General features: G+C 65.0%; 9 protein-coding genes. 5 read left to right on the top strand and 4 right to left on the bottom strand.

From position 1 onward, the window contains the following. Nucleotides 1–20 precede the first annotated feature (20 nt). Nucleotides 21–2,066: an FAD-dependent oxidoreductase gene (locus RBB42_RS16455; RefSeq protein ID WP_305970376.1), complete on the top strand. Its 2,046-nt coding sequence runs from the start codon at nucleotides 21–23 to the stop codon at nucleotides 2,064–2,066. An 88-nt stretch (nucleotides 2,067–2,154) separates the two neighbouring features. On the opposite strand, the gene RBB42_RS16460 is transcribed toward RBB42_RS16455, so the two are convergent. The 4 genes from RBB42_RS16460 to RBB42_RS16475 are packed head-to-tail and all read right to left on the bottom strand — an operon-like array spanning nucleotide 2,155 to nucleotide 7,273. Continuing rightward, complete coding sequence (locus RBB42_RS16460; RefSeq protein WP_305970377.1) at nucleotides 2,155–2,709, bottom strand: sarcosine oxidase subunit gamma; 555 nt, start codon at nucleotides 2,707–2,709, stop codon at nucleotides 2,155–2,157. 10 nt (nucleotides 2,710–2,719) lie between these two features. Continuing rightward, entirely contained in the window at nucleotides 2,720–5,710 is a 2,991-nt protein-coding gene (locus RBB42_RS16465) for a sarcosine oxidase subunit alpha (RefSeq protein WP_305970378.1), read from the bottom strand. Then, on the bottom strand, nucleotides 5,707–6,009 hold the full coding sequence (locus RBB42_RS16470; protein WP_305970379.1) for a sarcosine oxidase subunit delta: 303 nt from the start codon (nucleotides 6,007–6,009) through the stop codon (nucleotides 5,707–5,709). The genes RBB42_RS16465 and RBB42_RS16470 overlap by 4 nt, the downstream gene beginning before the upstream one ends. Before the next feature lie 10 nt (nucleotides 6,010–6,019). Beyond that, nucleotides 6,020–7,273 carry a sarcosine oxidase subunit beta family protein gene (locus RBB42_RS16475; RefSeq protein WP_305970380.1) on the bottom strand — a complete coding sequence of 418 codons (1,254 nt, stop codon included), beginning with the start codon at nucleotides 7,271–7,273 and terminating at the stop codon, nucleotides 6,020–6,022. Nucleotides 7,274–7,368: 95 nt separating this feature from the next. Between RBB42_RS16475 and RBB42_RS16480 the strand changes: the two genes are divergently transcribed. The 4 genes from RBB42_RS16480 to RBB42_RS16495 all read left to right on the top strand — a co-directional run bounded on the left by RBB42_RS16480 (nucleotide 7,369) and on the right by RBB42_RS16495 (nucleotide 12,606). Then, nucleotides 7,369–8,421, top strand: coding sequence for a GlxA family transcriptional regulator (locus tag RBB42_RS16480; RefSeq protein ID WP_305970381.1), 1,053 nt, complete (start codon nucleotides 7,369–7,371; stop codon nucleotides 8,419–8,421). Nucleotides 8,422–8,598: 177 nt separating this feature from the next. Then, the gene (locus RBB42_RS16485; RefSeq protein ID WP_305970382.1) at nucleotides 8,599–9,840 is read left to right on the top strand and encodes an aromatic ring-hydroxylating oxygenase subunit alpha; all 1,242 of its coding nucleotides are present in this window, start codon (nucleotides 8,599–8,601) and stop codon (nucleotides 9,838–9,840) included. 4 nt (nucleotides 9,841–9,844) lie between these two features. Continuing rightward, the gene (locus tag RBB42_RS16490; RefSeq protein WP_305970383.1) at nucleotides 9,845–10,930 is read left to right on the top strand and encodes an FAD-binding oxidoreductase; all 1,086 of its coding nucleotides are present in this window, start codon (nucleotides 9,845–9,847) and stop codon (nucleotides 10,928–10,930) included. A 119-nt stretch (nucleotides 10,931–11,049) separates the two neighbouring features. After that, on the top strand, nucleotides 11,050–12,606 hold the full coding sequence (locus tag RBB42_RS16495) for a trimethylamine methyltransferase family protein (RefSeq protein WP_305970384.1): 1,557 nt from the start codon (nucleotides 11,050–11,052) through the stop codon (nucleotides 12,604–12,606). Nucleotides 12,607–12,610: the final 4 nt, after the last annotated feature.

A 12,610-nucleotide genomic window follows, 5' to 3' on the forward strand; every position in this document is an offset into this window, starting at 1 on the left:
CGTCAACCCGCGGAGGCCCCATGTCCAACGACCCTCTTCTGCAGCCCTACAAGCTCAAGCACTTGACGCTGCGCAACCGCATCATGACCACCAGCCACGAACCGGCCTACCCCGAGGACGGGATGCCCAAGGAGCGCTATGCCGCCTATCACACGGAACGGGCGAAGGCGGGAGTGGCGCTGACGATGACGGCCGGATCGGCCGCCGTGTCTAAGGACAGCCCCCCTGTCTTCAACAACATTCTCGCCTACAAGGACGAGGTCGTGCCCTGGATCCGCAACCTGACGGATGCCTGTCACGAACACGGCAGCGCGGTGATGATCCAGCTGACGCACCTTGGCCGACGCACCGCCTGGAACAAGGGCGACTGGCTGCCTTCCGTTTCGTCCTCCAAGCACCGCGAACCGGCGCACCGCGCATTTCCCAAACTGGCCGAGGACTGGGACATCGAGCGCATCATCGCGGATTTCGCCGATGCCACGGAACGAATGCAGGCCGGCGGCATGGATGGGGTCGAATTGCAGGTCTACGGCCACCTGCTCGACCAGTTCTGGTCGCCGCTCACCAATGACCTGGAAGGCCCCTATGGCGGTCGGACGCTCGAGTCGCGGATGCAATTGCTGGACGACGTGCTGGACGGCATCCGCAAACGGGTGGGCAAGGAATTCATCGTTGGTCTGCGCTATACCGCCGACGAGGCAGAAGCAGGCGGGATCACCCCCGAGGAAGGCCTCGAGATTTCGAAACGGCTCGCCGCCGGGGGCAAGGTCGACTTTCTGAACGTCATTCGCGGCCGCATTCACACCGACCCGGCCATGACCGACGTGATCCCGGTGCAGGGCATGAAGAACGCGCCGCACCTGGATTTTGCCGGCGCGGTCAGGAAGGCCACCGGCATGCCCACTTTCCACGCCGCCAAGATCCCCGACGTGGCCACCGCACGCCACGCCGTCGCGGCAGGGCTGCTGGACATGGTCGGCATGACCCGGGCCCACATGGCCGATCCGCATGTGGTCAAGAAGATCATCGAAGGGCGTGAGGATGACATCCGTCCCTGCGTCGGCGCCACCTATTGCCTCGACAGGATCTACGCCGCCGGAGAGGCGCTGTGCATCCACAACGCGGCGACCGGGCGCGAATTGACCATGCCCCACACGATCTCCCGTGCCGAGACCTGCAAGAAGGTCGTGATCGTCGGGGCCGGTCCCGCCGGGCTGGAGGCCGCGCGGGTCGCCGCCGAGCGCGGCCATGACGTGGCGGTGTTCGAGGCCCAGCCGGATCCCGGTGGCCAGGTCCGCCTGACCGCGCAGAACCCGCGCCGGCGCGAGATGATCTCGATCATCGACTGGCGCATGGCGCAATGTGCGGCGCGGGACGTCGAATTTCATTTCAACACCTGGGCCGAGGCCGAGGACGTGACCGCGCTGAACCCCGACGTGGTGATCGTCGCCACCGGCGGCATGCCCAACACCGAACTCTTCGAGAGCGGCAAGGAGCAGGACCTGGTCGTCACCGCATGGGACATCATCGCAGGCGACGTGAAACCCGGCCAGAACGTGCTGGTCTACGACGAAAGCGGCGATCACCCGGGCCTGATGGCCGCCGAGGTCGCCGCCAACGCCGGTGCCACGGTCGAGGTCATGACCCCGGACCGGACCTTTGCGCCAGACATCATGGCGATGAACCTGGTGCCCTACATGCGTGCGTTGCAGGACAAGGACGTGACCTTTACCGTCACCCGCCGCCTTCTGGACGTGGCCCGCGACGGCAACGAATTGAAGGCCGTGATCGGCACGGATTACAGCGACCTCAAGTCCGAGAAGCGTTATGATCAGGTGGTGGTGAACTATGGCACGCTGCCGATGGACGAGCTGTATTTCGACCTGAAACCGCTGTCCTCGAACGGTGGGGCCGTCGATTACGATGCGCTGATCGGCGGCCAGCCGCAGGCCGTGACCCGCGGACCCGTAGATGGCTTTCAACTGTTCCGCATCGGAGACGCCGTCAGCGCCCGCAACACGCACGCGGCGATCTATGACGCGTTGCGACTGGTCAAGGACATCTGAGGCCGCGCGGACCGGGCAGATATCCAACGAAAGAAGGGCGGCCCCTGGGCCGCCCTTTCCCGTTTCCCGGCGCGCCGGTTGGCGCGGGTCAGGCCGCTTCGGCGGCCAGTTCTCTTACGCCGGTCTCCAGCAGGTGCAGCAAGTGCGGCGCGAAGCTGTGCCAGACGTCCATGCGGAAAGCGGTTTCACCATCGCGCCACAGCACAACCGTCACCCCGTCGAAGTTGATCCGGCGCCCCTCGCCCACGGCGATACTGTCGGGATTGCGAGGCATCCCCAGCGTCAGCAGATCCACGGCGCGTGGCCCATCCAGCGCAAAGGTCACTTCGCGCCCCGACACGTCGACCAAGCTATGCGGCAGCACGCCGTAAACATCGTCGCAGGCCGCCTGAATGCCCGGCGCCAGTGTCTCGGGGGCCTGTAGCATCCATTCGTCAGGCCCCAGGCAGAGTGCCTGGCAATCGCCGGCCTGCGCGCGCTGACCGATCCGGACAGGCAGCGTCAGCCCCAGCGCCGTATTGAGCGGCGCAAGATCACCGCGCGCCCGCAGGGACATCCGTGCACAAGGCGCGGTCAGGCTGACCCGTGCTGCCGCGCTTTCAGCGAGGACCGAGGGCGTGAAAGAGGAAATCGGTGCGTTCATGACAGGCTCCTCAGATCTTCAGACGGGCGTTTTCGGGATCGACGAAAACCGTCGAGGTGATCTTTGCCGCGATGGTGCGGTCGGGCATCGGGATATGGACGGTACCCCCCATCTTGTCGTGCCCGCCTTCGACCAGGGCCAGCGCGATGGGACGGCCCGCCGCGTCCGAGTGATAGGACGATGTCACATGCCCCACCATTTTCATCGGCACCGGCTGGTTGGGGTCAAAGACGATCTGCGCGCCTTCCTCCAGCTTTGACTGGTCGTCGGTCAGCAGGCCGACCAACTGTTTGCGCCCCGGCGCGACAAGGTCTGGCCGCGTCAACCCGCGCATGCCGACGAAATCGGGCTTTTTCTTGCCCACGGCCCAGCCCATTCCGGCATCGTAGGGGGTCACCGTTCCATCGGTGTCCTGGCCGACGATGATATAGCCCTTCTCGGCGCGCAGGACGTGCATGGTTTCCGTGCCATAGGCGCAAATGTCGTACTGCTGACCCGCTTCCCAGAGGGTCTCCCACAGCTTGCGGCCCATCGGTGCGGGCACATTGACCTCGAAGCCGATTTCGCCGGTAAAGCTGATCCGGAACAGCCGCGCTGGCATGCCCGCCACCGTGCATGTCCGGCAGGACATGTGCGGAAAGGCCTCGTCGGTCAGGTCCACGCCCTCGACCAACGGCGCCAGAAGCTTGGCCGCGTTGGGGCCGTTCAGCGCGATGGTCGACCATTGCTCGGTGGTGGAGGTCAACCAGACATCCAGTTCGGGCCATTCGGTCTGGAGGTAGTCCTCCATCATATTCAGAACCCGCGCGGCGCCGCCTGTCGTCGTGGTGACGTGAAAGCAGTCGTCCGACAGACGGCCGATCACGCCGTCATCGCGGATGAAGCCATCATCGCCGCAGAGCAGGCCATAGCGACAGCGGCCCGGGGCCAACTTGGTCCAGGGGTTGGTGTACATGCGGTTCATGAATTCGACCGCATCCGGCCCCTTGACCTCGATCTTGGCCAGCGTGGAAGCATCGAAAATACCCAAGGATTTGCGCGTGGCGACGCATTCGCGGCGCACGGCGGCGTCCATGTCCTCGCCCGCCTTTGGGAAGTACCAAGCGCGGCGCCATTGGCCGACGGGTTCGAAGACAGCGCCGTTTTCCTCGGCCCAACCGTCGATCTGGGTCTTGCGCGTCACCTCGAAGTGTTCCCCCCTGTGGTAACCCGCGAAGGCCCCGAAGGAGGTGGGCGTATAGGGCGGCCGGAAGGTGGTCAGGCCCACCTGTGGCTGCTTCTTGCCCAGCGCGTCGGCGGCGATGTTCAACCCGTTGATATTGGACATCTTGCCCTGGTCGGTCGCCATGCCGTTGGTGGTGTAGCGCTTGACGTGCTCGATCGAACGCATCCCCTCGCGCACGGCCAGCCGCAGGTCCTTGGCGGTGACGTCGTTCTGGTAGTCGACAAAGGCCTTGGCCTTGCCCGGGCTGCGATCGGTCGGCAGTTCCTTGTGGGTGATGCCGGTGCCGGGGCGGTCCGCCGCGACGGCATAGACCAGTTCCGCAGGTGCCCTGCCCAGCGCGTTAGCCACCTCGCGCCCCTTCGCGGCGCCGTCGTTCAGCGCCGCCTCGATACCCCAGAGGCCACGGCTTGCGCCCGCGATCACGCAGTCCTCGGGCGTATCCTTGGGCAGGAAGGTGGTCAGGTCGTCGTCCCAGGCCAGCGAGCCCTTGGTGTGCGAGAACAGGTGCAGCGATGGCGTCCAACCGCCGGACATCAGCACGGCATCGCAGGCGATGGTGTAGCCATCGCCGACCGTGCCGCCCTTGACCGGGTTCACGCGCAGGGAATTGACCCTCAGGCGCCCGGTGGTTCCGGTGGCCGTGTGCGCCAGCTTGACCTTGATGCCGCGTTCCCGCGCACCGGCCAGCAGATCGTCGCGAACGGTGTCGCGCGTGTCGACAATAGCCTGCACACGGGCCCCCGCATCGGCGAGGTCGAAGGCCGCATACCAGGCAGAGTCATGCGCGGTCAGGACAACCGGCTTCTTGCCGACCAGAACCCCGTATCGGTTCAGGTAGGTCTGGGCCGATCCAGCCAGCATCACCCCGGGGCGGTCATTCCCGTGGAAAACCAGCGGCTTTTCCAGCGCGCCCTGCGCCAGCACGACCTGCCGCGCCCGCACCCGCCACATGCGTTCGCGCGGCGTGTCAGTGGGCAGGTCCGGCAGGTGGTCGGTCAGCTTTTCGACCATGCCGATCATGTTCTGATGGTAATAACCGATGGCCGTGGTCCGGGTCATGATCCGCACACCAAGGTCCTTCAGCGCCGCGGCTTCTGCCGCCAGCCAGTCCCAGGCGGGGTTTCCGTCGATCTGCGCCTGCGGCTCGGACAGCAGCGTTCCGCCCACCTCGGCGTTTTCATCCACCAGCACGACCTTCAGCCCGTCCACCGCTGCCGCGCGGGCGGCGGCAAGACCGGACGGACCGGCCCCAACGATCAGAACGTCGCAATGCAGGTAGCGCGAGGCGTAGTGATCCGGGTCTTCCTCGGTCGGCGAGACACCCAGACCGGCAGCCGCGCGGATGAAGGGCTCATAGACCTTGTGCCAGAAATTCTTGGGCCACATGAAGGTCTTGTAGTAGAAACCCGCCGAAAACAGCATGTAGGCGGCGTCGTTGACCGCGCCGATGTCCCATTTCAGGCTGGGGTACTTGTTCTGCGAGGTCGTCTCCAACCCCTGCCAGATTTCCTGCACGGTGGCGCGCGTGTTCGGCTCGAACCGGCCCTTGCCGCGACGGGTGCCGATCAGGGCGTTCGGCTCTTCCGATCCGGCGGCGACGGCGCCGCGTGGGCGGTGATACTTGAACGACCGGCCCATCAGGTGCACGCCATTCGCCAGCAGCGCCGAGGCGACCGTGTCGCCCTGCGCGCCCTTGTAGGACTTGCCGTCGAAGGTGAACGTGACAGGCCGCCCGGTGTCGACGCGGCCTTTTCCCGCAACGCGAAACTGGCTCATTTCAGGCCCTCCGTCAGGCTGGAGAGGTCGGGGCGCGGGGCACCCGCCTTGTAGGTGGTCAGGAACTTGTCCGAAACGGTGTCGCGCACGGCGTTGAAGAACCGTCCGCAGCCGTGGAAATGCCGCCAGCGTTCGTAATGCGGCCCCTTGGGGTTTTCACGGATGAACAGGAATTCCTGCCACTGGTCGTCACTCTGGCCAGAGGGATCCTCGGGGCGGATGACATGCGCCTGGCCGGCATAGGTGAACTCGGCCTCGGGCAGCGTCTCGTCGCAATAGGGGCAATGGATCAGAAGCATGTCGATATCCTCAGTGAGCCACAGCCGCGGCGGCGGCTTCGTCGATCAGGCGCCCGGTGCGGAATCGTTCCATCGTGAAGGGCGCGTTGATCGGGTGCGGTTCGTTCTTGGCGATGGTCCAGGCAAAGGTATGCGCCGCGCCCGGCGTCGCCTTGAACCCGCCGGTGCCCCAGCCGCAGTTGACATAGAGTCCGTCGACCGGCGTCTTGGAGATGATGGCGGACCGGTCCGGGGTCACATCCACGATGCCGCCCCATTTGCGCAGCATCCGCATCCGGTTGAAGATCGGGAAGACCTCGGTGATCGCTGCGACGGTATGTTCGATCAGCGGCAGGCCGCCGCGCTGGCTGTAGGACGTGTATTGGTCAGTGCCCGACCCGATCACCAGTTCGCCCTTGTCGGACTGGCTGATATAGGCGTGCACCGCGTTCGACATGACGACACAGGGGAAGATCGGCTTGATCGGCTCGCTGACCAGCGCCTGCAGCGGGTAGCTTTCCAGCGGCAGGCGGACACCGGCGGTTTCCATCACGACAGAGGTATGCCCGGCGGCCGAGACCGCGACCTTCTTGGCCTTGATGAACCCCTTGGCGGTCTCGACACCGGCAACCGATCCGTCCGCGTTGCGGCGGATCGCCGTGACCGGGCAGTTCTGGATGATGTCGACGCCGCGCATGGCGGCGCCACGGGCATAGCCCCAGGCCACCGCATCGTGCCGCGCTGTCCCCGCGCGTTCCTGCAGGGCGCCGCCCATGACCGGGTAACGCGCGTTCTGCGAGATGTTCAGCGGCGGGCAGTAGTCCTTGCACTCCTGCGGGGTGAGCCAGCGGTTGTCGACACCGTTCAGGCGGTTGGCGTGAATGTGCCGCTTGAAGCTTTGGACGTCATGCACGTTGTGCGCCAGCATCAACACGCCGCGACGCGAATACATGACGTTGTAGTTCAGATCCTGGCTGAGGTTTTCCCACAGGTCGACCGCGTGATCGTAGAGGCGCGCACTCTCGTCATAGAGATAGTTCGACCGGATGATCGTGGTGTTGCGGCCAGTGTTGCCGCCCCCCAGCCACCCTTTGTCGATCACCGCGACATTGGTGATGCCGTGCTGCTTCGCCAGGTAATAGGCCGCGCCCAGACCATGACCGCCCGCGCCGACGATGATCACGTCGTATTCTTTCTTGGGCTGGCTGTCGGGCCATTGCTCGGTCCAGGCCTTGTGGCCGGTCAAGGCGTTCTTCAGCAGGCTGAAGGCACTGAAATGGGTCATGGTCGGCACCTCTGGGGAATACTGCCGCGCAGACCTACTGGCGTCTTGCGCGGCACGTCGGTATGATTGCGCCATCCAACCTGCAGGTTTGCGCCATGCCCGAACGCACCGGATCGACACCGCCCGCGGCTGCACCACGCAAGCGGCTGAGCGTCGCCTTTCTGCTGGCCGACAGATTCACCCTGTCCGCCTTTGCCAACTTCGTCGACGTCCTGCGGCTGGCCGCGGACGAGGCGGACATGTCGCGGCCCATCCTCTGCGATTGGGCGGTTCTGTCGGACACGATGACCCCGGTGCGGTCCAGTTGCGGGGTGCGTGTCACGCCGGACACCTCGCTGCGCCGGGCGGGCAAGTTCGATTACATCGTCGTGGTCGGCGGCGTGATGAGCGACAAGCCCGCGTTGAGCCGGGCGGAAAGCGCCTTTCTGAGCGCGCGGGCCGAGGCCGGAACGCCGGTTGTGGGCCTGTGCACCGGGGTCTTCCTGCTTCACGAGGCCGGGTTGCTGGATGGCTATCGCTGTTGCGTCAGCTGGTTCCACCATCAGGATTTCGTCAATCGTTTCGACGCGGTCCAGCCGGTCTCGGACCAGATCTTCGTCGTCGATCGGGATCGGCTGACCTGTTCCGGCGGGCACGGCTCGGCCCACCTTGCGGCCTTTCTGGTCTCGCGTCATGTCGGGCAGTCCGCGGCCATCAAAAGCCTCAACATCATGATGATCGACGAGGCCCTGCGCGGGGACGAGGCCCAGCCGGGCCAGCAGACGGCGCGCGCCCCCAAGGACGACCTGGTGAAACGCGCGATCCTGCGCATGCAGCAGAACATCGAGGTGCCGCTGTCGATTGCTGCGCTCGCCCGGCAACTGGGGGTCGGCAGGCGGACGCTGGAACGGCGTGTCCTGGCCGACCTGGGGCAGCCGCCCTCCAAGGTCTATCTGGACATCCGGCTGGATCGCGCCCTTCAGAAACTGCGCAACACGGATGATCCGGTGGCCGAGATCGGGCTGGCCACCGGGTTCTGCGACGGCACCCACCTGGCGCGGGTGCTAAAGGCGGAACGCGGCTTTGCCCCGGGCGAATACCGCAAGGCCCAGGCCAGCCCGCAAGACGACCTGCCCGCCGTCGGCGTCCTGCTGAATCCTAGGGGCTGAACACCTCCGGTCGCAAATTGGATATGCGGAGTCGCAATTCTCGACGTGGCGGAAACCGCCGCGTGCGATTGCGACGTCAGAGGCACGGGGTCGGTCCGCCGACTCGCCGACCTTATCGACATTTCAACGCGACCAACCTCCCGCCGCTGGGCGGGCACACAGCAGAAAAGGTGCCGAATGCTGCGCGAATCCGATGTTCTTTCGACGTTGATGCGCCGAAAGCCCGATTATTCCCTCGCACAGGAGCTGTATTGCGATCCGGGCGTGTTCCAGGCCGACATGGACCGCATCTGGTACCGGGAATGGCTCTTTGCGATCCCCTCCTGCGAGATCCCCAAGCCCGGCAACTACATCGTGCACGAGATCGGCGCCTATTCCGTCGTCATCGTGCGTGGCAACGACGGTGAAATCCGTGCCTTCCACAACTCGTGCCGTCACCGCGGATCGGTCCTGTGCAAGACCAGGAAGGGCACCGGCCCCAAGCTGGTCTGCCCCTATCACCAGTGGACCTACGAACTGGATGGCCGCCTGCTGTGGGCGCGCGACATGGGCCCCGATTTCGACGCCTCGCAACACGGGCTCAAGCAGGTGCACTGCCGCAACCTGTCGGGGATGGTCTACATCTGCCTGGCCGATGACGCCCCCGCCATCGACGAGCTGGCCGCGGAAACCGCGCGCTACCTGGCGGCGCATGACCTGGAGAATTCCAAGGTCGCCTACGAAAGCACCATCGTCGAGCGGGGCAACTGGAAGCTGGTCTGGGAAAACAACCGCGAGTGCTATCACTGCTCGGGCAACCACCCCTCGCTGTGCCGCACCTTCCCCGAGGACCCGCGTGCCATCGGCAATGACGAAAGCGCCGAACTGACCGGCCTGCAGAAAGAACACAGCGAACGCTGCGAGGCGGCGGGGGCCCCCTCGGCCTTCAGGATGTCGGGGCTGGGCGACTGGCGTTTCGTGCGCACGCCGCTGCTGGACGCCGGTGAAAGCTATACGATGGACGGCAAGGTCGCGGTGACGAAACCCAATTCCAACCTGCCGTTCCGGAACGCCGGTTCGCTGTTGAAGTTTAAGTATCCCGCCACTTGGAACCACTTCCTGTCGGATCACGTCCTGCTGTTCCGCGTCACGCCGATCAGCGCGACGGAAACCGAGGTCTGCACCAAGTGGCTGGTCCACAAGGATGCGGTCGAAGGCCAGGATTACGACCTCAAACGCCTGACCGAGGTCTGGATCGCGACCAACGACGAAGACCGTGAAGTGGTCGAGAACAACCAGCGCGGCATTCTCTCGCCCGCCTACCAGCCCGGCCCCTATTCGCCGACCCACGAAGGCGGCAACATCCAGTTCGTCGACTGGTACGCCAACACGATGATCCGCGCGATCACCGGCGGCGTCACCCCGATCGCGGCGGAGTAAGGGCATGGGACTGGACATGGACCTTACCGCCTCGGCGGATGACGGCATCTGGACCGATGCAGAGCCGCTGGTCTGCTGCGCGGTCGTGCCCGAGGCACCGAACACGGCAACCTTCAGCTTCGTGTCGCCCTCGGGCGCGCAGTTCAGCTATGACCCGGGGCAGTTCCTGACACTGGAACTGCCCGTTCCGGGCGGCACGGTCTGGAACACCTACACGATCTCATCTTCGCCTTCGCGGCCATTGACCATCGCGGTCACGGTCAAGGCACAGGCAGGCAGTGTCGGCACACGCTGGATGCTGGACCACCTGCAACCGGGGATGAAGATCAAGGCGATCGGCCCGGCCGGCATCTTCTCGCTGCCGCGCAAGGAGCAGAAGAAATACCTGTTCATCTCGGCCGGTTCCGGCATCACGCCCTCGCTGTCGATGACGACCTACCTGTATGACCGAGGCACCAACATCGATGTCACCTTCGTGCATTGCGCGCAGCGCCCGCAGGACATCATCTCGCGTCAGCGGCTGGAACAGATGGCCTCGCGCGTGCCATCGCTCAAGCTGTTCTTCATCGTCGAAGAGGACGACCCCTATCGCGTCTGGACCGGGCTGCGCGGGCGGCTCAACCAGCTGATGATCGGCCTGATCGCGGGCGATTACCTGGAGCGCGAGGTCTATTGCTGCGGGCCAGAACCCTTCATGAATGCCGTGCGCGAAATGCTGATCGCGCTTGGCTATGACATGGACCGCTACCACCAGGAGAGCTTTACCGCGCCGGTCAAGGAAGAAGAGCAGCTGCCCGAGCATGACGATGTCATCCCGGACGAGGCGGCCAGCGCAAGCATCGCCTTCGCCCGTTCCGAGGTTGCGGCAGATTGTACCGAAACCGACACCGTCCTGGCGGTCGCCCGCGGCGCCGGCATCGTCATCCCCTCGGGCTGCACCTTTGGCGTTTGCGGAACCTGCAAGGTCAAGAAGACCTCCGGCGAAGTACACATGGTTCATAACGGCGGCATCTCCGAGGACGACATCGAAGACGGTTACATCCTCGCCTGCTGCTCCAAGCCCATCGGCGCCGTCGAACTCGACGTCTGATCCTCTCTGGCCCGCTCCGGCGGGCCGGAGTCGTTTGTCGTGGCACCTGCTTCGGAAACCGGCACGCTAGCACCGGCTGCGCGGCGGCATGATCTTCCCAAGCCAGAGGAGATCCCGCGATGACCGAGACAATGCCCCGCCCCCGCGCCCGTTCCGGCGGACGTTCTGCCCGCCGCACGCTGCGCAGCACGCGTGACCTGCGGATGCTGCCGGGGCTGACCCGGGGCATCCCGCTTTGCGAGGTGATGGACAGCGCCCAGGTCGAGCGTATCGACGCGGCCTCGATGGACATCCTCGAAAACGTCGGCGTGATGTTCCGCGACCCAGTTGCCCTTGCCGATTGGACGGCGGCGGGCGCCAAGGTGGTGGGCGAGATGGTCTACCCGGACCGTGGGTTGATCCGCGACCTGATCGCCACGATCCCCGCCGACTTCACATATTCCGCGCGCAACCCGGCCAACAACCTCCGCCTCGGCGGGCCGCATTCGATCTTTGTCCCGATGACCGGCGCGCCCTACCTGCGCGACCTGGACGACCAGCGGCGCATCCCGACGCTGGATGACCTGGCCATGTTCCACAAGCTGGCGCACATGCTGCCCGGCCTGCATTCCTCGGCCCATCACATCGTCGAACCCTGCGATCACCCGATCAGCCAGCGGCACTTGCGCATCACCTATTCGTCCATGAAACACTCGGACAAGACCTTCATGGGCATGACCACCTCGCCCAGAAACGCCGAAGACGTGATGGAGATGTGCGCGATCCTCTTCGGCGCGGAGTTCATGGAGGAGAATCCGGTCACCACGGGTAACTGCAACGGCAACTCGCCGCTGGTCTGGGACGAAACGATGCTGGGCGCCATGCGCGCCTTCTGCAGGCGCAACCAGCCGGTTCTCTGCTCGCCCTTCGTGCTGGGCGGGGCCAACACGCCAGCCAGCGTGCCAGCCACTGTTGCGCAGCTGAATGCCGAGGCACTGAGCGCGCTGGCCTATACCCAGATCATTCGGCGCGGCTGTCCGGCAATCTACGGCCATTACCTGTCGACCGTCTCGATGAAATCCGGTGCGCCGATGGCCGGCACGCCGGAAATCAGCCTGATGAACTTCATGATCGGGCAGATGGCGCGCCATTACGGCGTGCCCTGGCGGACATCGAACACGCTGGGTGGGGCCAAGACCTTTGACGCACAGGCGGGCTATGAAAGCGCCACGACGCTGTCATCGGTGATTCACGCGGGCGCCAATTACATCTGGCACTCTGCTGGCTGGAACGAGGCCGGGATGCATTGTTCCGTGGCCAAGTTCGTCGTCGATGCCGAGCAATGCGCGATGGCCTACCGCATGGCCGAGGGACCAAGGTGGGAGGATTTCGAAACCGCGCTGAAGGCGGTGCCCGATGTCGGTCCGGGCGGGCATTACCTTGGCCATCCGCACACGCTCGAGCACTTCCAGAAGGCCTATTTCATGCCTGAACTGTTCGACAACAACTCGATCGAACAGTGGGTCGCGGAAGGATCGAAGGAAATCACTGCGCGAGCGCTGGAATTCGCCCGGGAACTGCTGTCGGAATACCAGGAGCCCAAGCTGGACGTGGCCAAGGACGAAGCGCTGCGAGACTACATCGCGCGGCGCGAACTGGAGATCCCGCCCGCCGATGCGCTGAACCAGGAATACTGACCAA

It is taken from the genome of Mameliella sp. MMSF_3455 (assembly GCF_030733205.1).
Taxonomy (GTDB): domain Bacteria; phylum Pseudomonadota; class Alphaproteobacteria; order Rhodobacterales; family Rhodobacteraceae; genus Antarctobacter.

Bases quoted from the DNA above. Each gene is read 5' to 3' on its own strand.
- RBB42_RS16485 (WP_305970382.1), top strand. From the start codon at position 8,599: ATGCTGCGCGAATCCGATGTTCTTTCGACGTTGATGCGCCGAAAGCCC.
- RBB42_RS16480 (WP_305970381.1), top strand. From the start codon at position 7,369: ATGCCCGAACGCACCGGATCGACACCGCCCGCGGCTGCACCACGCAAG.
- RBB42_RS16465 (WP_305970378.1), bottom strand. From the start codon at position 5,710: ATGAGCCAGTTTCGCGTTGCGGGAAAAGGCCGCGTCGACACCGGGCGG.
- RBB42_RS16495 (WP_305970384.1), top strand. From the start codon at position 11,050: ATGACCGAGACAATGCCCCGCCCCCGCGCCCGTTCCGGCGGACGTTCT.
- RBB42_RS16475 (WP_305970380.1), bottom strand. From the start codon at position 7,273: ATGACCCATTTCAGTGCCTTCAGCCTGCTGAAGAACGCCTTGACCGGC.
- RBB42_RS16490 (WP_305970383.1), top strand. From the start codon at position 9,845: ATGGGACTGGACATGGACCTTACCGCCTCGGCGGATGACGGCATCTGG.
- RBB42_RS16470 (WP_305970379.1), bottom strand. From the start codon at position 6,009: ATGCTTCTGATCCATTGCCCCTATTGCGACGAGACGCTGCCCGAGGCC.
- RBB42_RS16455 (WP_305970376.1), top strand. From the start codon at position 21: ATGTCCAACGACCCTCTTCTGCAGCCCTACAAGCTCAAGCACTTGACG.
- RBB42_RS16460 (WP_305970377.1), bottom strand. From the start codon at position 2,709: ATGAACGCACCGATTTCCTCTTTCACGCCCTCGGTCCTCGCTGAAAGC.